At 40.6% G+C, this 21,381-nt stretch carries 22 protein-coding genes; 5 read left to right on the plus strand and 17 right to left on the minus strand.

What is annotated here, in order from left to right; all coding sequences use genetic code 11:
• Nucleotides 1–30: 30 nt before the first annotated feature.
• On the minus strand, nucleotides 31–873 hold the full coding sequence (gene accD / locus AC1XUO_RS15810; RefSeq protein ID WP_235151661.1) for an acetyl-CoA carboxylase, carboxyltransferase subunit beta: 843 nt from the start codon (nucleotides 871–873) through the stop codon (nucleotides 31–33).
• 262 nt (nucleotides 874–1,135) lie between these two features.
• Between accD and AC1XUO_RS15815 the strand changes: the two genes are divergently transcribed.
• Entirely contained in the window at nucleotides 1,136–1,675 is a 540-nt protein-coding gene (locus AC1XUO_RS15815; protein ID WP_483330741.1) for an NADPH-dependent FMN reductase, read from the plus strand.
• Between the two features lie 33 nt (nucleotides 1,676–1,708).
• Here AC1XUO_RS15815 and ftsZ read toward each other — a convergent pair whose 3' ends face one another.
• From ftsZ to rplM, 15 genes are all read right to left on the minus strand, one after another.
• The gene (ftsZ, locus tag AC1XUO_RS15820; protein ID WP_483330742.1) at nucleotides 1,709–3,136 is read right to left on the minus strand and encodes a cell division protein FtsZ; all 1,428 of its coding nucleotides are present in this window, start codon (nucleotides 3,134–3,136) and stop codon (nucleotides 1,709–1,711) included.
• Between the two features lie 41 nt (nucleotides 3,137–3,177).
• A complete protein-coding gene (ftsA, locus tag AC1XUO_RS15825) occupies nucleotides 3,178–4,521 on the minus strand; it encodes a cell division protein FtsA (RefSeq protein ID WP_483330743.1) in 1,344 nt (447 codons plus the stop codon).
• A 15-nt stretch (nucleotides 4,522–4,536) separates the two neighbouring features.
• Nucleotides 4,537–5,313 carry a cell division protein FtsQ/DivIB gene (locus tag AC1XUO_RS15830; protein ID WP_483330744.1) on the minus strand — a complete coding sequence of 259 codons (777 nt, stop codon included), beginning with the start codon at nucleotides 5,311–5,313 and terminating at the stop codon, nucleotides 4,537–4,539.
• 25 nt (nucleotides 5,314–5,338) lie between these two features.
• Nucleotides 5,339–6,730: a UDP-N-acetylmuramate--L-alanine ligase gene (gene murC / locus AC1XUO_RS15835; protein ID WP_483330745.1), complete on the minus strand. Its 1,392-nt coding sequence runs from the start codon at nucleotides 6,728–6,730 to the stop codon at nucleotides 5,339–5,341.
• A gap of 42 nt (nucleotides 6,731–6,772) precedes the next feature.
• Entirely contained in the window at nucleotides 6,773–7,870 is a 1,098-nt protein-coding gene (gene murG, locus AC1XUO_RS15840) for an undecaprenyldiphospho-muramoylpentapeptide beta-N-acetylglucosaminyltransferase (protein ID WP_483330746.1), read from the minus strand.
• An 8-nt stretch (nucleotides 7,871–7,878) separates the two neighbouring features.
• Complete coding sequence (locus tag AC1XUO_RS15845) at nucleotides 7,879–9,033, minus strand: FtsW/RodA/SpoVE family cell cycle protein (RefSeq protein WP_483330747.1); 1,155 nt, start codon at nucleotides 9,031–9,033, stop codon at nucleotides 7,879–7,881.
• A gap of 9 nt (nucleotides 9,034–9,042) precedes the next feature.
• The gene (gene murD, locus AC1XUO_RS15850) at nucleotides 9,043–10,389 is read right to left on the minus strand and encodes a UDP-N-acetylmuramoyl-L-alanine--D-glutamate ligase (protein WP_483330748.1); all 1,347 of its coding nucleotides are present in this window, start codon (nucleotides 10,387–10,389) and stop codon (nucleotides 9,043–9,045) included.
• Nucleotides 10,390–10,531: 142 nt separating this feature from the next.
• The gene (gene mscL, locus AC1XUO_RS15855; protein WP_483330749.1) at nucleotides 10,532–10,864 is read right to left on the minus strand and encodes a large-conductance mechanosensitive channel protein MscL; all 333 of its coding nucleotides are present in this window, start codon (nucleotides 10,862–10,864) and stop codon (nucleotides 10,532–10,534) included.
• Nucleotides 10,865–10,902: 38 nt separating this feature from the next.
• Nucleotides 10,903–11,865: a DUF3078 domain-containing protein gene (locus AC1XUO_RS15860; protein WP_483330750.1), complete on the minus strand. Its 963-nt coding sequence runs from the start codon at nucleotides 11,863–11,865 to the stop codon at nucleotides 10,903–10,905.
• Between the two features lie 15 nt (nucleotides 11,866–11,880).
• Nucleotides 11,881–12,708 carry a mechanosensitive ion channel family protein gene (locus AC1XUO_RS15865; RefSeq protein ID WP_483330751.1) on the minus strand — a complete coding sequence of 276 codons (828 nt, stop codon included), beginning with the start codon at nucleotides 12,706–12,708 and terminating at the stop codon, nucleotides 11,881–11,883.
• A gap of 234 nt (nucleotides 12,709–12,942) precedes the next feature.
• Nucleotides 12,943–13,584, minus strand: a complete 642-nt coding sequence (locus AC1XUO_RS15870) for an RNA polymerase sigma factor (RefSeq protein WP_483330752.1) — start codon at nucleotides 13,582–13,584, stop codon at nucleotides 12,943–12,945.
• 133 nt (nucleotides 13,585–13,717) lie between these two features.
• Nucleotides 13,718–14,554 (minus strand): translation elongation factor Ts, encoded by an 837-nt coding sequence (gene tsf, locus AC1XUO_RS15875; RefSeq protein ID WP_483330753.1) that lies wholly within the window; start codon nucleotides 14,552–14,554, stop codon nucleotides 13,718–13,720.
• A 203-nt stretch (nucleotides 14,555–14,757) separates the two neighbouring features.
• On the minus strand, nucleotides 14,758–15,573 hold the full coding sequence (rpsB, locus tag AC1XUO_RS15880; RefSeq protein ID WP_234648219.1) for a 30S ribosomal protein S2: 816 nt from the start codon (nucleotides 15,571–15,573) through the stop codon (nucleotides 14,758–14,760).
• A gap of 211 nt (nucleotides 15,574–15,784) precedes the next feature.
• Complete coding sequence (gene rpsI / locus AC1XUO_RS15885) at nucleotides 15,785–16,171, minus strand: 30S ribosomal protein S9 (RefSeq protein WP_234648220.1); 387 nt, start codon at nucleotides 16,169–16,171, stop codon at nucleotides 15,785–15,787.
• A gap of 38 nt (nucleotides 16,172–16,209) precedes the next feature.
• Nucleotides 16,210–16,653 carry a 50S ribosomal protein L13 gene (gene rplM / locus AC1XUO_RS15890; protein ID WP_090340119.1) on the minus strand — a complete coding sequence of 148 codons (444 nt, stop codon included), beginning with the start codon at nucleotides 16,651–16,653 and terminating at the stop codon, nucleotides 16,210–16,212.
• A gap of 310 nt (nucleotides 16,654–16,963) precedes the next feature.
• On the opposite strand from rplM, the gene AC1XUO_RS15895 reads away from it, so the two are divergent.
• The 4 genes from AC1XUO_RS15895 (at nucleotide 16,964) to AC1XUO_RS15910 (ending at nucleotide 20,300) form a co-directional block, all read left to right on the plus strand.
• Nucleotides 16,964–17,707: a 3-keto-disaccharide hydrolase gene (locus AC1XUO_RS15895; protein ID WP_483330754.1), complete on the plus strand. Its 744-nt coding sequence runs from the start codon at nucleotides 16,964–16,966 to the stop codon at nucleotides 17,705–17,707.
• Nucleotides 17,708–17,766: 59 nt separating this feature from the next.
• Nucleotides 17,767–18,573 carry a Rossmann-like and DUF2520 domain-containing protein gene (locus tag AC1XUO_RS15900; protein WP_234648222.1) on the plus strand — a complete coding sequence of 269 codons (807 nt, stop codon included), beginning with the start codon at nucleotides 17,767–17,769 and terminating at the stop codon, nucleotides 18,571–18,573.
• Nucleotides 18,574–18,635: 62 nt separating this feature from the next.
• Nucleotides 18,636–19,163: a KdsC family phosphatase gene (locus AC1XUO_RS15905; RefSeq protein ID WP_483330755.1), complete on the plus strand. Its 528-nt coding sequence runs from the start codon at nucleotides 18,636–18,638 to the stop codon at nucleotides 19,161–19,163.
• A 12-nt stretch (nucleotides 19,164–19,175) separates the two neighbouring features.
• The gene (locus AC1XUO_RS15910) at nucleotides 19,176–20,300 is read left to right on the plus strand and encodes an acyltransferase family protein (RefSeq protein WP_483330756.1); all 1,125 of its coding nucleotides are present in this window, start codon (nucleotides 19,176–19,178) and stop codon (nucleotides 20,298–20,300) included.
• Nucleotides 20,301–20,327: 27 nt separating this feature from the next.
• Here the strand turns inward: AC1XUO_RS15910 and AC1XUO_RS15915 are convergent, their stop codons facing one another.
• Nucleotides 20,328–21,176: a polysaccharide deacetylase family protein gene (locus AC1XUO_RS15915; protein ID WP_483330757.1), complete on the minus strand. Its 849-nt coding sequence runs from the start codon at nucleotides 21,174–21,176 to the stop codon at nucleotides 20,328–20,330.
• Nucleotides 21,177–21,381 lie beyond the last annotated feature (205 nt).

A 21,381-nucleotide genomic window follows, 5' to 3' on the forward strand; every position in this document is an offset into this window, starting at 1 on the left:
GTTGTGGCTTTTGTCCTGTCAGTCTACCTGCTATTTAAGCATTGTAAGCAGGCTGCTTAATTTATCTTTCAAGTCTTTACGATCTACTATAAAATCAAGGAAGCCATGTTCCAAAACGAATTCTGCACTCTGGAATCCTTTTGGAAGGTCTTTACCAATTGTTTCACGAATAACGCGGGGACCTGCAAAACCAATCAAAGCTTCGGGCTCAGAAATATTAAAATCTCCTAACATGGCATAAGATGCCGTAACGCCACCCGTTGTCGGGTCTGTCAGCAATGATATGTATGGAATTTTCTCCTCAGACAATAAAGCCAGTCTTGCTGAAGTTTTCGCCATTTGCATCAATGAGAATCCAGCTTCCATCATCCGAGCTCCGCCTGATTTGGAAATCATCAAAAAAGGCTGCTTATGTTTTAATGAATAGTTAATAGCGCGCGCGATTTTTTCTCCTACCACAGATCCCATCGATCCGCCGATAAAATTAAAATCCATGCAGGCAATAACGACTTTTACATCGTTCATCTTTCCGTGGCCGGTGCGAACCGCATCCTTTAAACCCGTTTTTGCCTGGGTAGCTTTGATACGATCCGGATATGCTTTGGTATCTACAAAATTAAGGGGATCACCAGAAGTCAGGTCGGCATCCAGTTCTGTAAATTTATTTTGGTCAAACAGCAATTCAAAATAAACATCCGAGCCCACCTTCTCATGATAGTTACAATGTGGACAGGTGTAAGCGTTTAATTTGTGCTCTCTTGTGGCCGTAATTTTCTTACAATTTGGACATTGATACCACAACCCATCCGGAGCTTCACGTTTCATTTCGGTGGGAGTGTTGATACCTTTTTCTTTCCGAATAAACCAGGACATATTTTTTAGTGGGTTTAATATCTATGATATAGTCTGTATAACAAACCTTTTAATCACAATTCATGATGAAATCAGGGGTCAAATATACTAATAAATGTTTGGTATCATCAAAGAGTGACGTGGTTTGCCCTGGCACTTATTAATTTTAACCATCGTTTAAGAAATTGGGCACGAATTAAATTTATTTTAACTTGTGGTCTTATTCGCTTAATTAAGAACTATAACGAACTTAAATCTGCCGATTTTGTTTCGTTCTTAACATATGACAGCTACTTCCTCAATTGTGATTATTGTTGGTACCAACAGGCCGAACTCTATGTCACGACGTATCGCAGAATATTACCAAAAACTTTTGAGCCGGAATAATACGACAAGTACTATTCTTGACTTGGTTGAACTGCCTCATGATTTTACTTATACTGCCCTATACGGAAACAGTGGTAAAAATGAAGCATTCAATGCGCTCAGAAGCAAAATTGATGGTGCTGAAAAATTTATTTTTATTACACCCGAATACAACGGTTCTTATCCCGGTGTTTTAAAAGCCTTTATTGACGGACTTCCTTATCCCAACAGTTTCACAAATAAAAAAGCTGCATTGGTAGGTTTGTCATCAAATACGCAAGGTGCTATCACTGCACTAAGCCATTTAAATGACATTTTTAGCTATTTAGGGATGAACACTTTGGCACTTCGCGTTAAGCTGGCACAAATTCAGTCCCACTTCGTCGACAATGAAATAACGAATCCGCTATATAAAGAGTTGCTGGAAATCCAGGCAGAACAAATTATTCGTTTCTAAAAGAAAAAGGAGCTTCGTGAGCTCCTTTTTCTTTTATTTTAACCAGTGTTGTTCCATTTCGTTAGCCGGAATTGTCGGTCTTTTCCATAATTCAATGTGGCTGCGGCGGTAAGCAGGGCCTTCCAAATCACCCCACTTAACAAGGCCGCTTTGGAAAGATTTTATCATGGCTTCAATTTTAGCCGTCTCTTCGTTAGACCAATCATTACTTTCTTCAAGCTCTACATAAGAAACATGCGTGAAAGTAGAAGTATTGTTATCCAACGTCAACACGTCGGGATCAACCATAAAGTCGATTGAGCCTGTCGCGGTATTTTCTTCCAGTTCCTGCGTAAGAACCAGTTCAGATTGATGATTTTCAAAAATTTCAGGAACCTCAGGTACTACCTCGTGAGGATTTGTCTTCCCATTGAATCCGTTTTTCAGCGCAATTCCCGGAATAGGAGATTCGATGCTATCGAAACCTGCGGCTACAATTGTAACTCGAAGTTTATCACTTAGAGAATCGTCTGTAATCGTACCAAGTTTAAACATTCTGGCTTCGCCGCCAACCTGGGAAAGAACATACTTCCAGATTTCGCGCTGCTCCTTCATGGTAGCTTCTCTTTTCTTGCTCGTAGCCAATGTCACAAGAATACGTTTCGCACCACGGATATCGCGGTCGTTTAGAAGCGGCGAGTCTAGTGCCTCTTTTATGGCTATCTGGGCGCGGTCAAGACCGGTAGCCTCCGCAGTTCCCATGACAGACTGTCCTGCGTTTTTAAGAACTTTCTCTACGTCTTTAAAGTCAGTATTGATATTTCCGTTCGTCGTAATGATTTCAGAAATACTTTTTACCGCATTAAGAAGAATTCCATCGGCCTCGGCAAATGCCTGAGTCAATGTCATATCTTCGTAGAGTTCTTCAAGTTTATCATTCAGTACTACCAATACAGTATCACTGAATTCCTTTAATTGTTCGATACCTTCAAGTGCCTGCTCCTTTTTGTCAAGACCTTCCCAGGTGTATGGTGCTGTAACTACTGCCACAGTCAGTTTCCCCATTTCCTTGGCAAGCTGTGCAATAACAGGTGCTGCTCCGGTTCCCGTTCCACCGCCCATACCGGCCGTGATGAAAACCATCTGCGTTGAACCTCCCAACAAAGCTTTGATCTCTTCAATCGTCTCAAGAGCGGCTTCCTTACCTTTTGTTGCATCTGTACCAGCTCCCAGGCCCTGGGTTAATGTAGCCCCAAGCTGTATCTTTACGGGAACCGGACTATTTGCCAATGCCTGTCTGTCTGTGTTACAAACCGCAAATTCAACATCTTTGATTTTCTTTTCAAACATGTAGTTAACGGCATTACTTCCTCCACCACCGACACCTATCACTTTGATGATAGCTGGTTCAGTCATGGGATCCTTCACGATTTCGTTCACTATATAGTCCTGGTCTAAAGAGTGTAACAAATTTTTATTCATAGTCCGGGTGGTTGATAAAAGTGCAATTCTTCCAAATAATTTCAATAATCTCCTATGCTGTCGTCTTTTCTACCGATGATGCGATCCCAAAACGAACCGTCATCTTTTGGTAACCTCTTAACTTCTTTTGGTTTAGTGGGTGTTTCTCTTAACGGGGCACTTTGATGTACAGGAGGTCTACATATTGATTTTACGCGTGGATCTATTGACTTAATACCAGCCCAGGCTAATCCTATCGCAGTTGAATACGAAGTATTGCTAACAGCATCAGCTTTTGCAGTATGTGCCAGACGTTCAGGTAATCCGACCCGAACAGGCATATTGGTCACTTTTTCAAATAATATTTCAATTTCAGGAATGTTGGCTGTTCCGCCGGTCAGGACGAGGCCACCAATTAAATGCTCTTCATATCCGGATTTAACAATTTCGGCATAAACCATCGCCGCAATTTCTTTCAGCCGTTCTTCGATAATCAGCGCAACATTTTTCTTTAAAACTTGCTTTGGCGCTCTTCCTGCGAGAAAGTTAACCAAAATTTCAATATTAAGCGGCACATCGGCAGAAATTGCAACACCATGTTCCTTTTTCAACTTTTCAGCATTGGGTAACTGAATACCACATCCTGTCTTCAGGTCTGCGGTGATCAGTCTTCCAGCCACAGGAAAAGAAGCGATGTGGCGAATGATTCCCTCTGAATAAATAACAAGATCTGTGGTATGATCACCGATATCAACCATGGCGATGCCTGCTTTCATTTCACCTTCGTCCAGCACAGCCAGACTCGTGGCAAGTGGTGCATAGATCATCTTATCACATTTCAGATGCGGATCGGCTTCGATCAAACTTTTCCTCGTTCTTTGTATCGATTGATTATTAGCAGAAACAATTAAAAAATTTCCTCCAAGCTTGATACCTGTCCTTCCCACAGGCTGACGAACGCCCATAGAATTATCCACAACAAATTCCATAGGTAAAACATGAAGCACATCATAATTTGCTTCTGTTTTTGCCCTGTACATATCGTCAACTAATTGATCTACATCTTTTTGCGTAACTTCATCACCCGCTGATGACGTCGGGCGTATGCTACCGTCACTCTGGGGCGTAACCCGTACATGACTTCCGCTAAAACTTACGTTTACTATACCAATATCCAGATCAGAACGCGAAGAAGCCTCTGCGAGTGCTTCCCGTAAAGCAGTCCCAACCTGCATAATATTTTCCACCGAACCATTTATTACGGCTCCTTCAGGCACAAGAACCTCACTAAATCCCAAAATCTCAATATTGTCAAAACGAGATCCCGTTGCTTTGCCCTGTGCTGCGATTACGGTAATTTTCGTGCTTCCAATATCTACTCCTACTACAATATTATCCTGTGCCATGTTGATGGTGAATTATTATTCACAAACTATTTGATCTTGAAACTTAACACTAATTTTCGAATATCTGCTCCAATCTTTGGTAAGTACCCTGTCGTAAAAAATACGCAGCTTGTCAAATTTTGAAGCAAAGTCTTCAGGCATTCCCAACTCAATGCGCTGGTCTCCCAACAAAGTCATTAACTGAACTTCGCCATCCTTATCGACATACATTTCAGCGATCTGAGCTTTCCAGAATTCATCCTTGTTTAAAAAACGGATCAAATCCATCAGCATTATCCCTTTTTTACTTTTCAATTGTTTTGAATTTATAAAAAAAGGCCCTGAAACCAACAATGTCCGTGCCGAATAACTATCAGACAACGGAAAAAAAACGCCTTCATCATTAATATAGTATCCTGACGTATTTCGCCACTCTCCATTTTGGGATGTGTTGATCCATCTTGCAAGTGGTTTTTCCTGCTCAACTTCTACGACAACATTACCTTTAAGGTCACGAAAAACCTGACATTTTTTTACAAGTTTATTTTTCCTGACCCTATTTTCGAGGTCGGAAAGATGAACATCCCGCAATCTGCTGCCCAATAATGGATCATTTCCATTCTCGGTCAGGAGCATTTGAATATCTGTTTTATCCAGAAAATGCATTCCCGAATCACCATCAATTGAGATGATTATATTGTTACAGCGCTGATTACCAAGGCGACTTTCGGCCATACCGATACCTATAATGGGCAGTATAAGCCACAAGCTACGTTTAAATAAATGCCAAGAATATTCAAATTTACGTAACATCTTAGTAATTTTAAAAGGGCTGGTACTAATTATTACCAAATGGGTTTTGTAGAATATTTTTGATTGGCCCCACAAGTGTGTCAATGTCGCCGGCTCCAATCGTCACCACAATATCCGTATTTAATTTTGGTAAAAGGTCTAAAACATCTTTTTTACTAACCAAATGCTTATCCTCAATCTGAATTTTGTCCAAAAGCATCTCAGAATTTACTCCTTCAATAGGCAATTCCCTGGCGGGATAAATATCCAAAAGTAATAGTCGGTCTACAAGTGATAAGCTTTCAGAAAATCCGTCAGCGAAATCTCTCGTGCGCGTGAATAAATGGGGCTGAAAAATCCCCGTGATATGCCTTCCCGGATAAAGCGCTTTTACCGAAGATAAGAATGCTTCGATTTCCGAAGGATGGTGGGCATAATCATCTATATACACTTTCCCAGGAAGTTCAACCTGATATTCGAAACGCCTCTTCACTCCTTTATAACTTTCGAGCGCTCCCTTTATATTTTCATCGGAAACACCAAGATATAAAGCCACTGCACTTGCCGCGATTGAATTCTCGATATTATGATATCCTGGAATTTTCATGGCCACATCTTTGATCAAACCACCAGGATAGATAATATCAAATACAAAACGTGCATTTTCAATTCTAATATTCCCCGCATGATAATCACCGGTATCCAAAGAATAAGTAAAGACCTGCGCCTGACTGCTATCCGCAATTTCTAAACCTTCCCGCATGAATAATGCTCCCTCTTCATCGATCTGACTTACAAATTCTTTGAAAGAAGCTAAGACATTTTCATGTTTCCCGTAGATATCCAAATGATCTGCGTCTGTGGAAGTGACAATTGCGATTTCAGGAAATAGTGTTAAAAATGATCTGTCAAATTCGTCAGCCTCAACCACACATACCACCTCATTCAAATTCTCTGTTGGGGCATTTAACAACAAATTGGTACCATAATTCTGAGTGATTCCGCCCAAAAAGGCTGTACAGTTCACGTCCGAATAACGTAGGATATGGGCAACTATTGATGAGGTTGTCGTTTTTCCGTGTGTTCCGGCTACTCCTACTGTTTTTAAATTTTTAGTCAGCTGACCCAATACTTGTGACCTTTTCAGGATCATAAAATTTTCCTGCCTGAAATAATTCATTTGCTTATGCAGGATTGGTACAGCCGGCGTGTAAACAACTAAAGTTTCAGACGGATCGGTTAAAAATGCCAAGGGAATACTTTCTACTTCGTCTTCAAGCGTAACAGGAATTCCCTCTGAAATCAGATTTTGTACCAGCGGAGTTGACGTTTTATCATAACCCGCCACCTGAAAATCATTCGCTTTGAACCATCTGGCCAACGCGCTCATTCCTATTCCGCCTATACCTACAAAATATATGTACTTCCAATTATTCATAAAGACCGGGGTAAAAAATATTATTGGTAAAAAATATAAAACCTACTTTATTAAATTTAAAACCTCTGCTGCGATATCATAAGCCGCTGACGGTTTTGCCAACTTCTGAATATTTGATTTTAGAATATCCTGTCTTTTCTGATCTTCCAACAGATTCAGTGCTGCCGGAATCAATTCCTCTGCCGCATTTGAATCTTTGATAAAAACTGCCGCATCCTGCTGAACCAGATTCATGGCATTTTTTGTCTGGTGATCTTCTGACGCAAAAGGAAACGGAACAAGAATCGAAGGCTTCATGGCCAGACACAGCTCAGAAACAGACAAAGCGCCAGCTCTCGATACCACAACATCAGCTGCCGCATATGCAAGATCCATTTCATAAATAAATTCAAAGGCTTTTGCACGATCTGATTTCAGACCCGAAATGGTTGCCTGCGCTGTCGAAATAAATCCTTTTCCAGTCTGCCATAAAACCTGATAACCAGCTTCTATGAGATTGGCTATTCCCGCATTTAAACTTTCATTGATGGATTTTGCACCCAAACTGCCTCCCATCACAAAAAGCGTTTTTTTATTATCCTGAAAACCGAAATAGTCAAGTGCTTCCTTGCGTTTGGTAGTCACATCGACGATATCACTCCTTACAGGATTTCCATACAGCCTGATTTTTTCTTTTGGAAAAAAAGCTTCCATTCCCGGATATGCTACACAGATTTTGCTGGCTCTTTTTGCTAAAAGTTTATTAGTAATACCAGCGTACGAATTCTGCTCCTGAATTAAAGTCGGAATGCCCAACAAAGACGCGATCATCAATAAAGGTCCACTGGCAAAACCACCAACGCCCACCGCCACATCAGGACGAAAATCTTTAATTACCGATCTTGCCTTCCATAAACTGTTTGTCAGCTTGAATGGGAAAGCAAGATTATCAAGAGAAATTTCCCGCTTTATACCTACGATAGGCAGACCTATAATTTCATATCCCGCGCGAGGTACTTTCTCCATTTCCATCTTCCCAAGCGCGCCCACAAAAAGGATTTCAATGCCTGGTTCAATTTCCTTTAAAGCATTGGCTATCGCGATGGCAGGGTAAATATGCCCGCCTGTTCCTCCTCCGCTTATTATTACTCGCTTCGACATAAAATTTTTCAAATCTTTTTTTCATCCATTTTTTCGCCTCTGCTCACGCTGAGGATCATTCCCATCGCCACACCAGTAAAGAGTAGTGAAGTACCTCCCTGGCTAAAAAATGGAAGCGTTTGACCCGTTACTGGAACCAGACCAACAGTAACCGCCATCGCTGAAAAAGCCTGGGCAACGACGACGAAAGTGAGGCCGGCGGATAAGAGTCCTCCAAAAGGTCTTTTTGTAGCTTCGATGGCTTTAAGGCCTCGATAGAGCAGAATTAAATAGGCAAGCATCAGGGTTAGTCCACCCAATGTTCCGTATTCTTCCACTACGACGGCAAAAATAAAATCTTTTTGAGGTTCGGGTAAAAATCTTCGTTGCCGGCTTTTTGCAGGGCCTTCACCATAAAAACCTCCGCGGGCCATGGCCATATAGGATTGCTGGGATTGATAAACGACTACATCCTTATCCAAAAATGCAGAGATTCTGTTTTGCGCAGTACCCGACCTTTGTGTTGAGTTAAGTAAAATCGCCAGTCCAGCAAAAAAAACCAGTCCCATCGCCGTGAACAGAAGATAATGAATGGGTACCTTGCCGACGAACATTAACAGGAAACAGATCCCCGCAAGCATAATTGCTGTCGAAACATTACTCGTAAAAATCAAACCGCAAACAACACCTACCAGAGCAAGTGGTTCCATAAAAAGTTCACGCGTATTCCAGCCTCCTTTGATATGCCGTGCAAGAATTAGCGATAAATGCGCAATGAGCGCCACTTTGGCCCACTCCGAAGGCTGAAAACGCTGACCAATGATTGGTATTTCGATCCAGCGTGAAGCTTCATTCACAGATCTTCCGAAAAACATCGCAAAAATAAGCAGCAGAATAGAGCTCCACACAGCCATCCTGGTCACATACACAAACTTGATATAGGGGATTTTATGCACCCAGTACATGATCAGGAGCGATAAAACACAAAGGACAGAATGTTTGAAGAGATAATATTCCGTATCGCCCTGCTTCAAACTATATGCATCTTTCACACTCGCGCTATACACAACTACAATACTTGAAAGCAACATACCAACGCAAATACCCCAGATCCAGCGATCTCCTTTCAGGTTTCCCGCAAACCAGGCCTGTGTTTCCTCCCTTACTTTCTGAATTGCATCCATATGCGGTAATTATTGGGCTAGGTTGATAACGGCTTGCTTAAATTTATCTCCCCGGTCTTCGTAATTGTTAAATAAATCAAAACTTGCGCACGCAGGCGATAGTAAAACAATATCTCCGGAAGCACTTAATTTCTGAGCCGTATGAACCGCATCCTGTACATCCTGCGTCACATATATTACTGGAACGATTGCTTCAAAGTATTCTTTTAGCTTTTCGAACTTTGGGGTCAAAATAATCAATGCCTTAACTTTCTGACGAACCAATTCTTCTATCTGGCTGTAATCATTTCCTTTATCAACGCCACCAGCTATTAAAACAATGGGCTGTTGAAAACTTCCAAGGGCATAAAACACGGAATCCACATTGGTGGCTTTCGAATCATTCACGTAGGTTACGCCATCCAGCACAGCGACCTGCTCGAGACGATGGGGTGCATTTTTAAACGATACCAAACCTGATTGAATCACTTCTGCAGACAACCCGACGCATTGCGCCACCAGAATGGCAGCAAGCGCATTGACAGCATTATGAGGCCCTTTTATAGGCAGCTTTGCAAAGTTTTGTTCATAAGTGAAGTCATCCTTGATTGAAACCAGTTTCTGATCCTTCAAAAATCCTCCCTGAGGCAAACGTTCTTCCAGAGAAATGCCCCATTTTTTTGACGGAATAGATCTCTTTGTCAATTCCAGACTTATCACGTCGCTGTCTGCAAAATAGATGAAATTATCCTCAGAAGTCTGTTTCTGAACAATTCTGAATTTTGAATCAACATAATTCTGGAAATTGTAATCATAACGATCCAGATGATCCGGTGTAATGTTAAGCAAAACTGCGATAGATGGACGGAAACCATAACTATTATCCAATTGAAAACTGCTGATTTCCAACACATAATAATCAAAATTTTTCTCAGCAACCTGCCAGGCAAAACTCTCTCCGATATTTCCCGCCAGACCGACATTTAAACCTGCTTCCAGTAGCAAATGATATGTGAGCAGCGAAGTCGTCGTTTTTCCGTTGCTTCCGGTCACAGCAATGAGTTTTGCATCCGTATAACGGGAAGCAAATTCGATTTCAGATATGACTGGAATTCCTTTGGATATCAGCGCAACTATAATCGGGGCTTTGTCGGGAATACCCGGACTTTTGATAACCTCGTCTGCATTCAGAATGATCGAATCAGTATGAAATCCTTCTTCGAAACTTATATTTTCACGAAGTAAAACCTCGCGGTATTTTTCAATGACCGGATTACGGTCTGAAAGGAAAACATCAAATCCTTTTGACTTACCAAGTATTGCCGCTCCAACACCGCTTTCTCCACCACCTAATACGACCAGTTTTTTCTGCACCATATTTTCACATTTTAACGAATAAGTAAAGTACGCAGTTTAATCCCTTTCAATGAAGACTTTTTTACGCTTTCTTAAAAAATATTAACTACAAAAAAAGAGGCATGCAAACACGCCTCTTCAAAATTACGGTTGTATATCGCTTTTATACTTCTTTCTTCTCTGACTCTGAAAGCCTTAGGCGGTTTGCAGCCTTAACTACAAGGAAAATTACCCATGCAATGATTAAAAATTGAATCAGTGTCTGAATAAAGTTACCATATTTGATAGCTACTTCCGGAGTATCTCCAACGGCTTCTTTCAGGACAACTTTAAGTTGGGTGAAATCAACTCCACCAATTATAATCCCCAAAACAGGGTTTATAATATCTTCAACTAAAGATGTGGTAATTTTCCCGAAAGCGGCTCCGATAACAACACCGACAGCAAGATCCAGCACGTTGCCTTTGGCAATAAAAATCTTAAATTCCTGAAGCATAAGTTATGTAGTTTAGATGTAACGTTGACGAAATCTAATCAAAACGTATATAAAAAACCAATACTTAAGCCTTGCGCGAATTGAATATCATCCACCTGCGTTTTGTTGTAGACCACAATGGCTCCTAAATTAACATTGAAGTATTTGGCAATCTTTGCGGTCAGCATTGCATCCAGCCTGTGGTCATTTTTAAATTCACGTTTATCAGTAACTTGATTCTTGTTGTAGGCTGTGAAAAGCAGATACCTGAATTTGAGATTTATATTTTTTGCTAGATCCTTATCAAAGTTCGCTACCAGCTGGGCAATACCCACTTCATTACGTACTCTTTTCCCTATCTTGACACCATAGTTTAATGGAATCGCTTTGTATAAGTTTTTGTCCGAAACAATTGTCTGCCGTAACGCTCCGGGAGCAAGATCGATAAAAAAGTAGGGTACAGGTCTGTACTCGATTCCTATTGCTTCCGTCAGATAGGCCGGTGCAAAAAGACCGGAAACCTTCGTTTTATAATCCGCGGAATCAGGGGAAGTTGTATAAATGTAACCATTTGCAAATTGAGAAAGCAGATTAAAATTTGCAAAAAGACTCCATTTTTCAGTTAACTCATAATTATATTTTGTATCAAAAAATAACCTGTCAAGATTTTTTCGGCTGCCCTGAGCCTGATTTTTCACGATACCATATTGCGATTGAAAATCGCTCCGCCAGGAATTTTTTCCTTTTTTCTTCTCGCTAAGTGCATTAAAAAATGCGCCTAATGCAATGGAAGACACACCCCCGCCGGTCCAGTTTGAGCTAAACGAACCCTGTGTCAAATTTACTCCGAACTCAACCTTTTTCCATGCCGTGTCTCCCTTCACTTTTAATAACCCGCTATTAAGAGAATTGCTTAGTTCAACCTTTTTTTTGATGTCGTCCTGTGCAAAGGCCAATGAAGTGCCCAGCAATAAAAAACTGATAAATAGTGGTGTGAATCTACTTTTACTTCTCGTCCCCATAAATTTATATTCATTTTAGTTAAAAATTTCCACCTGCCTTGTCTGAAAAAATTGCAAAGGCAGGATCGTAGTGGTGTGGTCGTTTACTATGGTAACTGTAGTATTGTCAATCTTCGTAATAACGCCTTTAATGTCATCAATCTTGATCACCTGGCCTTCACGATAATTTTTCCGGCTGTAAAATGATGAGATAATGTTTGATAACACATCTTTCGATGCGATACCATAACCCAGCGAGAATGCGAGGATCACTCCGCCGATTACAAGGATAAAACTAGATTCAAGTAAGGTGGTTTCGATACCAATCTGGCCTAACGCACTTATAAACGTTATGATCAGAAAAAATACAAATGCGATATTTCCAATCAATTTTGAGGAAGGAATATTGAAAGATTTACAAGTGGCAACAACAGCACTTTTGATGGCATCTGAGATCATAATACCGATTTGGAGCATGACGGCTGCCGCAATCAGTTTCGGAATAAAATTGACAAGCGACAGCACCATGCTGGTAATGGCATCAACGCCAAGGGTTTCTGTGGCGGCTGTAAGGAAGATCAAGAGGATAAAATAATAGACAACCTTCGCAACAATGTCGCTTAACCTGATTTCAGTTTTTAATTGTTTTATAAGACCAATTTCATTGAGTTTATCACCGATTCTGTCGAAACCGATGGTTACGAGCACTTTCCTGATCACAATCGTGATGCCCTTTGCAACCAGATAACCAATGGCTATAATAATAAAACAGCCGATCACACGTGGAACGAAGATTACAAACTGGTTTATTAAGGTGTTAAAAGTGTTAATCAGAATTTCTGAAATATTGGGGAGGTTGTTCATATGTGAGAGTAAAATGTGTGTTGCTTATAGGAAATTCTAAATTTCTGGTCAATCTGTTTCTCCAACGGATAGGCTGACTACCAATGCACTTAGAAAGTGCTCGGTGAAGTGAGTAACTACATGCATAGTATCACGAATGGTATTTACCTCTGAAACAAGCGCCCTTTTTAGGTATTCAGGCACTTCTTCCGTAGACTCTAAATCCTTAAAAACTGAATTTCCAGAAGACATATATTAAAAATTTATCAAATACTTTATTAATTCAATCAGTTTAATAAAGAATATACCCAGAAAAATCATGGTTTCGAGATACTTCTTCCGCAGCTTCTCCCTCGATCTGAGAAGTCGCATTTTGACTGCACTTTCTGTTATTTTGAAAATATCAGCGATGTCCCGGATGCTGAGATCATCGGTATATTTCATAAATAAAATACCCTTTTCATCCACGGTTAACGTATCCAGAGCGGTTTTGAGGTTTCTCGCCTCAATATCATCGCCATCGAAAAGATTATTCAGGTCAATATCATCAGGAACCTCCATCGGCTCGTCCTGATAAACTTCCCCTCTCTTCTTATTAGAGCGCAACTGATCCATACAGTGATTGTAAGTAATTGAATACAACCATGTCGAAAATTTGGCATCCTCTTTGAAGGTTCCGAGTTTGAAAATTAATTTTAAAAAGATGTCATGTGTAAGATCCTCGGCTTTCGCGGAATCTTTGACAAAGGACAGGCACTTATGATATACTTTATCGGCATATCTTACGTACAGCGTCTCGAAATAGTGGTTACGCTGCGTATCCACAAATAGCTTAACTAACTCTTCGTCAGTCAAACTATCTTCTTTGAGTTCTTCTTTAAACGTTTTGACCGCCATACATGCAAAAAGTAACAGAGCGAGGCCTATGTTGTGTGTAAATATTTTTTTCTTGACGGCAAATAACAAAAACAACGCCTGGTATACAAGTATACGTCAGGCGTTGTTTTAATTTTTTAATTATTTTTTTTACTTATGCTCCAATTGATACTCTTTTGAATGACTTTACAGTCAAACCCTTAGCAGTTTTTTCAACCAATTGGCGGATTGTAAGTGAAGAATCTTTAACAAATTCCTGGTTCAACAAAGTATTGTCTTTGTAAAATTTCTGCAATTTGCCCTGAGCGATTTTTTCAAGCATCGCTTCTGGCTTGCCTTCTGCGCGCGCTTGTTCTTTACCCACTTCAATTTCGCGTTCAACGGTTGCGGAATCAACACCGTCTTTGTCAAGAGCAACTGGCTTCATTGCAGCAATCTGCATCGCAACGTCTTTTCCAAGCTCGCTAACGTCAGTTCCGTTAACACCTTCGAACGCTACCAATACACCAAGTTTTCCGTTTGAGTGGATGTAAGATACAACCTGATCAGCCGTTACATTTTCGTAAGCAGCGATAACCAATTTCTCTCCTAGTTTACCAACAAGGTCAACGATGTTTTCACTTACCGGACGGCCATCAGCCAAAGTCGCAGCAAGTAAAGATTCTTTATCCTGGATATCGTCAGCAACAGCTTTATCCAAAATGCTTTGCGCAAGCGTTTTGAAATCTTCAACATTAGAAACTGGTTCAGTTTCGCAAGCGAAAGCAACAAGTTTACCGTTAGTACCGTCTGCACTGATGGCTACCAATACAGTTCCTTCTGCTACTTCGTTGTCAGCACGTTTTGCAGCAACTTTTTGTCCTTGTTTACGTAGAATATCAACGGCTTTGTCAAAATCACCATCAGCCTCCTGAAGTGCTTTTTTACAATCCATCATACCTGCACCAGTCATCTGGCGAAGTTTATTTACATCTTGAGCGGTAATTGCCATGACTTATTTCTAAATGGTTAAAAACTTTTTACAAAACAGTTCAATTCCTTTGATTAACAGATTAAGCAAATGTTAACGATCGGAGGTAAACCATTTTTCAATTTGAATTTTAAAAAACTGTAGCCCATAGCAAAAGGCTATGGGCTACTTTATCTATCAGAAAGAACAAGAGTAATTAAAAAACCCTGTTCATATCGCCCTGACTATTCTTCGTCACTTTCAATTGCCGGAACTTCTGCACGTGGTGCAGCAGCAGCTTCTTCACCACCTTTGTCTACCTGACGTTTGGCTTCTTCTTCCTCTACAAGACGCTGATCGTCTTTATCCTGCTTGCGTTCCATAAGACCTTCTTCGATTGCCTTACCGATTGCCAAAGTAATCAATGAGATCGCTTTGTAAGCATCATCATTACTTGGAATTGGGAAATCAACCAATTCAGGGTTTGAGTTTGTATCACAGATCGCAAAAATAGGAATGTTCAATCTTTTTGCTTCTGAAACCGCAATATGTTCACGTTTCACATCAACGATGAAAAGTGCAGCAGGAAGGCGCGTTAAGTCAGCTACACCACCTAACACTCTTTCCAATTTGTCCTTTTCACGTGTAAGCATCAGGCGTTCTCTTTTCGCGATATTGCTAACCGTGGTTTCGTCTTTAAGCATCTTCTCAAGAGTCTGCATTTTTTTCAAAGACTTGCGAATTGTGCCAAAGTTTGTAAGCATACCACCTAACCAACGATCAGTCACGTAAGGCATTTTAAGGCGTTTTGCCTCTTCCGTTACGATTTCCTGCGCTTGTTTTTTAGTAGCCACAAACATGATCTTACGTCCTGAACGAACGATCTGTTTCAAAGCAGCTTCAGCTGATTCTACGCAGCTAAGTGTTTTGTTCAGGTCAATGATGTGAATACCGTTTTTTTCCATAAAGATATATGGAGCCATACGGGGATCCCACTTGCGGGTAAGGTGACCAAAATGCACACCTGCATCCAATAGGTCTTTATATTCTATTTGTGCCATTGCCAAATTTGAATTTATAAGATTAATAATTTTTTACGCAGCACAGCACATCGGGCACGATAAGTACTGTCTGGACATCTTTCTGTCAAGGTTTGTCATTTGTTGCGGTCCGCCGCGCGGACAGGGATTGTCATTTATTGTTTTGCTTCTCAGCCGAAACCATTCCTGACTCTTTCCTGACCATACCTGACTATTCCTGACAAAGAAAATATTAACGTTTCGAGAACTGGAATCTCTTACGAGCCTTAGCACGACCGTATTTCTTACGTTCAACCATACGAGGGTCACGAGTAAGGAATCCTTCTTTCTTCAACGCTCCACGGAATTCTCCGTTGTATTCAACCAATGCACGTGAAATTGCCATACGAACAGCCTCAGCTTGTCCTGAAATTCCACCGCCTCTTACGTTTACTTTCACATCGTAACCATTGTTACCACTGATCGTAGCGAAAGGCATTTGCAAAACGATCTGGTGTACTTCAAAAGGAAAGTACTCCTTAAAATCGCGGCCGTTTACTTTGATTTCTCCTTTACCTGGCGTTAGGTAGATGCGCGCCACAGCTGTTTTTCTTCTACCAATTGTGTTGATAACTTCCATGTATTGCTTTTGCGTTATCAGTTCTAGACCTCAGAGGCTTAAAACTGTATTTCTTTAGGTTGTTGAGCACTATGCGGATGTTCCGCAGCGGCATAAACGAACAAATTAGTAAACAAACGACGTCCCAAACGACTTTTTGGAAGCATACCTCTCACGGCTTTCTCGATCACACGTTCCGGGTGTTTTTCAAGCAATTCGCGAGGAGTTTGAAAACGCTGACCTCCTGGGTAACCCGTGTGACGAACATAAATTTTGTCTGTCAACTTCTTACCTGTCAACTTTACTTTATCGGCGTTGATAATGATAACATTATCACCACAGTCTACATGAGGAGTATAACTTGCTTTGTGCTTGCCTCTGATAATTTTGGCAACTTCACTGGCCAAACGACCAAGAACTGCACCTTTGGCATCCACAACAACCCACTCCTTGTTCACTGTGTTTTTGTTCGCCGAGATGGTTTTGTAGCTTAACGTATCCACGATTAACAAAAATTTTAATTGATTTTCAATAAATTACACTGTTATAGAACAGTCCCATCGCAAAATGGGAGTGCAAATATAGAGTTTAACAAATTGAATTACAAGTATGTTTGTAATTTTTCCCGGACGACAGTATTTTTAGAATACTTATGATATGGGTGACCAATACAGAAAATTGCATTTCCGGGACCATCTGCGGAGTTTTTGGGTGACTGTCAGCTGCTACGCAAGTATTACACAAACCAAATTCACTTTAATAAAAATAATTTCCAGGACAATATTTATTCCAAAAAAACCTAAACGCTTTCACATGCAAATTGAAAATACTACCTTAAAAAACAACTTTTTTTACAATCAGATTGTCCGGATTATCATTTTAATGCTGTTTTCAATCCAAGCAGTCCATGCCCAGCGATCAGATGTATCGGCTTTCCGTCCGCTTTTTAATGGAAAAAATCTGGACGGATGGATTGATGTTAACACTTCCAAAGAAACCTGGAAAGTAAAAAACGGAACGCTGATCTGTTCGGGTTTACCGATCGGCGTGATGCGTTCAGATAAACAATATGAAAATTTTATTTTGGAGGTAGAGTGGAAACATATGACGGCCGGCGGCAATTCCGGGATTTTTGTATGGAGCGAAGGAACGCAATTCAAAGACGATCCGCTGACAAAAGCAATAGAAGTGCAAATACTTGAACTGGATTATGCCAGGCAAAATAACGCTACCGACGATTATGTCCACGGCGAATTATTTCCAACCATGGGCATGACTGCCATTCCGGATAATCCGCGGGGCATTCGAAGCAAATCCCTTGAAAAACGTTGCAAAGGAAAAGGAGAGTGGAATAAATATGTGGTAGTCTGCGTGGACGGAACGGTCAAATTATCTGTCAATGGAAAATTTGTAAACGGACTTCGTGCTTCGGAAAGGAAGAAAGGATATATCTGTCTTGAAGCGGAAGGCGCTGAAATTCACTTTCGTAATATGCGTATTATGGAGCTGCCTTCCGGTATAACATCCGCAGAACAAACCGCACCGGTTGTTAATTGATTTGTGAAGTTGACTATGCCTTAATAACTTACGCAGGTTATTACAATGTGCAATAAAAAATGAAAATCTCCTTTATCGGCGCCGGAAATGTTGCGTGGCATCTTTCTCAGGCTTTTGAAGATGCCGGCCATATTATTTGTGAAGTTTATAGTCGCGATACGCAGAAGGCCAGGCAACTGGTTTCGCTGTTGTATGATTCTGAAATTCAGCCGGATCTTAACTTTTCGGAAAGCGAAACGCAGATTATTTTCATAACAGTTTCAGACGATGCGCTGAAATCTGTCATTGAACGCATTGTTTTACCCGAAGGCGTTATTGTTGTGCATACTTCCGGCACGAGATCATTAGCTGAACTTCAAAATCTGTTGGAAATTTACAGTGATGTTCCGGTACAGACAGGTGTCTTTTATCCGTTGCAAACTTTTACAAAAGAAGTCCCGATGGATTATAAAACACTACCTATTTGTGTGGAAGGAACAAGCGACATTGTGGAAACCCGGCTGACAAATCTGGCCGACAGTATTAGCAAGTATGTTCGCCATGTAGATTCTGACGAGCGGTTTATTCTGCATGTTGCCGCTGTTTTTGCAAGTAATTTCACCAATCATTTATTAAGTGTTTCGCATGATCTGCTTGCCCGGGAACAAATGAGCTTTGATTTGCTGAAACCGCTTATCAATACCACCATCAATAAAGCACTGCAATCAGAAGATCCGGCGTTAGGACAAACCGGGCCGGCAAGGCGGGGCGACTGGGCGACAACGGGTCGGCATCTTGAATATTTACAGGAAATAAATCCCGAATGGACCGATATTTATCGTTTAATGACCGAACGGATCCGTACACGTCATATAGGAAATGAATAGGCGGTACTTCGCCGGGAAAAAAGTTAGACTATCTTTGCACACAATTCCAATCTTAAAATTTTATGAGTTCAGCCTTAGAAGAGCGTTTCAAACAGATTACAACCTTCATTTTTGATGTCGACGGTGTTATGACCGACGGCAGTGTTATCGCACTGGAAAGCGGAGAACAGCCCCGGATATTTAATGTTCGTGATGGTTATGGTATCAACCGCGCCGTCAGACTTGGGTATAATGTTGCCATTCTTTCTGCACAAAATCAGGTTGGCGTTCGTAAAAGGCTGGAATATTTGGGAGTAAAAGACATTTTCATTGGAACAACACCCGACGGGAAATTACCAATCTTTAAAAAATATCTTCAGGAACGCGGACTTACTGAAAATGAAATTGTATTCATGGGCGACGACTTGCCGGATTATGAAGTCATGAAAACTTCCGTTTTAGGTGCTTGTCCTGCCGATTCAGATAAGGAAATTCTTGCGATTGCAGATTATGTATCTCCCGCAAAAGGCGGTTACGGAGCAGTTCGTGACGTAATTGAGCAGGTGATGCGTGCGCAGGGAAAATGGATGTCATGGTTTGAATCGAAGTAAGAATTATTATACGTGGCACATTCGGAAAACAAACGTTACTTCCCTAATTTAAATGGTATCCGCTGCATCGCAGCACTTTTGGTGGTTTTTCATCATTTGGAACAAGCCAAACATGCTTTTGGTATTGATAATTTTTATGATGTAACGATCATCAAACATGCCGGAAGACTTGGTGTAGGTTTGTTTTTCGTATTAAGCGGATTTTTAATTACTTACTTATTACTCGAAGAAAAAGGCCGTTTCGGCGATGTCGATGCCAAGAAATTTTATCTGCGCCGCGTTTTCAGGATCTGGCCGATTTATTTTCTGATCATTGGCCTTTCATTTCTTGTTTTCCCACATTTTGACCTGCTGTATTTTCCGGGAGCCCATGAAAAGCTTGCGAATGATGTTGCTCCCCGGCTCGCGCTGTTACTTTTGGTGCTTCCCAATTATGCTTTCGTGTTGTACGATCTGCCTTACTGGTGTGCACAGACCTGGTCGATTGGTGTTGAAGAGCAATTTTATTACTTATGGCCCTGGATTATCAAGTATCCAAAAAAGAGCGGGCGCATTGTTTTTCTTTTCCTGTTAGTAACTGCGGTTTTGCTATTCGGTGGTGTTTATCTTTTGGACAAAACGGATGAGGAAAAACTGTCAGCCGTCGTTACCTTTTTTGGTCAGTTCCGGATTCAGACCATGGCTTTGGGAGGACTTTGTGCATATCTGGTTTATTCACAAAAAACCAAAATTCTTGATTTCGTTTTTAGAAAGGATGTGCAAATTGTGGTTTATAGTTTGCTGGCTGTTCTGTTTTTTTCCGGCATTCACTTCACCGGCTTTCTGGAATTATACGCGCTCTTTTTCAGTTTTTTTGTGTTAAATGTTTCTTGTAATAAAAACACGATTATCAGTCTGGAAAATAAGGTGATGAGTTATCTCGGAAAGATTTCTTACGGACTTTATATTTATCACGTTTTTGTGATTGTTTTTATAATCAATGCATTAAGAACTTTTGCACCCCAGATTTCCGGTACTGCCTATCATATTATTCTCTACATTCTGACTTTTGTGCTATCCGTAGCGGTGACGGCATTTTCTTATAATTATTTTGAAAAACCTTTGCTTGCGTTCAAAGACCGGCATTTTGGACGATAGTTTTTTAAACGCAGCGTTTATGGGGTTTTAATTTGAGTCCGGAAGTTCGGACATGGTGTAAAATTTCAGGTTTTGAGCTTTTGCTTCTTTCAGGATTGTTTCTAAAAATGCTACGCTGAATCCGTATTGCCCGTTTTTTGGTTTTTCGTATAATGGCTGGTGACCAAAAAGCATGAGGGTTGTGTTTGTGTCTCTTGACTTTTTTATCGCTTCCTTAATTTCTTTTTCGCTGATATTTGTTCCTTCATCAATCATCAGCGCATCGACAATTTTTTCATTTTCGAACTGATAATAAATCCAGCTCATGATTCTTGGAGCAAAGTGATATACTGGTATTCCAAATAACTTGCGTTCGGCCTGCGCCACGTCTCTGAGAATTTTAAAACCGTTTGCCAATAATATAGAATCTGCCTGATCTGTATGGTTTCCACCCGGATGGGCGTAGGAAGTAGGTTTTATACCAATTCTTGCCAGATGTTCAAGTCCTGGTTTTAGTTCGGTTTCAATATATTTTTGTGGGCCGTGTGATTTCAGCATTTCTGTTGCATTGCCATGTATCGTTCCATGAAATCCAATCTCATGCCCCTCTTTTTGAAGTTGTTTTATTTTGACAATTTCGTCGGCATTCAGTGTATCGGGGCAGGTAAGGAAAAAAGTAACGTGGGCATTATATTTTTTAAATAGCGGTCTTAGGGCATACCAATCGTTTATAAAATGATCGTCGAAGGAAATTGCGATACCCGCTTTTTGTGAGTTTGCTGGTTTTTCTTTGCAGGATGATAAAGTAAAAATGATTAGAAAATGAACAAAAAGCGTCCGGGTTCCTTTCACCAAATGGTTATGATTACCTCCCCGGTTTTTTAATTTCTTTATCACAATCAGATGCTATTTCTTGCCTTTTTAAATTTATTATTTCCTTTTTAAGAGTGTCAAAGATATGATATTTAAGCTAACAGACTGAACTGTTCGGAGTTTCCGAACAGTTGCGATCGTATTTTATGATTGGTGTTGCATATAATATCCAACTGTTCAAGGTAACAAAAACGCATTTCGAGTAGTATGAAATTCTTACAAGTTGAAA

Source organism: Dyadobacter sp. HNCC25DJ186, from assembly GCF_056895235.1.

Bases quoted from the DNA above. Each gene is read 5' to 3' on its own strand.
- accD (WP_235151661.1), bottom strand. From the start codon at position 873: ATGTCCTGGTTTATTCGGAAAGAAAAAGGTATCAACACTCCCACCGAA.
- AC1XUO_RS15815 (WP_483330741.1), top strand. From the start codon at position 1,136: ATGACAGCTACTTCCTCAATTGTGATTATTGTTGGTACCAACAGGCCG.
- ftsZ (WP_483330742.1), bottom strand. From the start codon at position 3,136: ATGAATAAAAATTTGTTACACTCTTTAGACCAGGACTATATAGTGAAC.
- ftsA (WP_483330743.1), bottom strand. From the start codon at position 4,521: ATGGCACAGGATAATATTGTAGTAGGAGTAGATATTGGAAGCACGAAA.
- AC1XUO_RS15830 (WP_483330744.1), bottom strand. From the start codon at position 5,313: ATGTTACGTAAATTTGAATATTCTTGGCATTTATTTAAACGTAGCTTG.
- murC (WP_483330745.1), bottom strand. From the start codon at position 6,730: ATGAATAATTGGAAGTACATATATTTTGTAGGTATAGGCGGAATAGGA.
- murG (WP_483330746.1), bottom strand. From the start codon at position 7,870: ATGTCGAAGCGAGTAATAATAAGCGGAGGAGGAACAGGCGGGCATATT.
- AC1XUO_RS15845 (WP_483330747.1), bottom strand. From the start codon at position 9,033: ATGGATGCAATTCAGAAAGTAAGGGAGGAAACACAGGCCTGGTTTGCG.
- murD (WP_483330748.1), bottom strand. From the start codon at position 10,389: ATGGTGCAGAAAAAACTGGTCGTATTAGGTGGTGGAGAAAGCGGTGTT.
- mscL (WP_483330749.1), bottom strand. From the start codon at position 10,864: ATGCTTCAGGAATTTAAGATTTTTATTGCCAAAGGCAACGTGCTGGAT.
- AC1XUO_RS15860 (WP_483330750.1), bottom strand. From the start codon at position 11,865: ATGGGGACGAGAAGTAAAAGTAGATTCACACCACTATTTATCAGTTTT.
- AC1XUO_RS15865 (WP_483330751.1), bottom strand. From the start codon at position 12,708: ATGAACAACCTCCCCAATATTTCAGAAATTCTGATTAACACTTTTAAC.
- AC1XUO_RS15870 (WP_483330752.1), bottom strand. From the start codon at position 13,584: ATGGCGGTCAAAACGTTTAAAGAAGAACTCAAAGAAGATAGTTTGACT.
- tsf (WP_483330753.1), bottom strand. From the start codon at position 14,554: ATGGCAATTACCGCTCAAGATGTAAATAAACTTCGCCAGATGACTGGT.
- rpsB (WP_234648219.1), bottom strand. From the start codon at position 15,573: ATGGCACAAATAGAATATAAAGACCTATTGGATGCAGGTGTGCATTTT.
- rpsI (WP_234648220.1), bottom strand. From the start codon at position 16,171: ATGGAAGTTATCAACACAATTGGTAGAAGAAAAACAGCTGTGGCGCGC.
- AC1XUO_RS15895 (WP_483330754.1), top strand. From the start codon at position 16,964: ATGCAAATTGAAAATACTACCTTAAAAAACAACTTTTTTTACAATCAG.
- AC1XUO_RS15900 (WP_234648222.1), top strand. From the start codon at position 17,767: ATGAAAATCTCCTTTATCGGCGCCGGAAATGTTGCGTGGCATCTTTCT.
- AC1XUO_RS15905 (WP_483330755.1), top strand. From the start codon at position 18,636: ATGAGTTCAGCCTTAGAAGAGCGTTTCAAACAGATTACAACCTTCATT.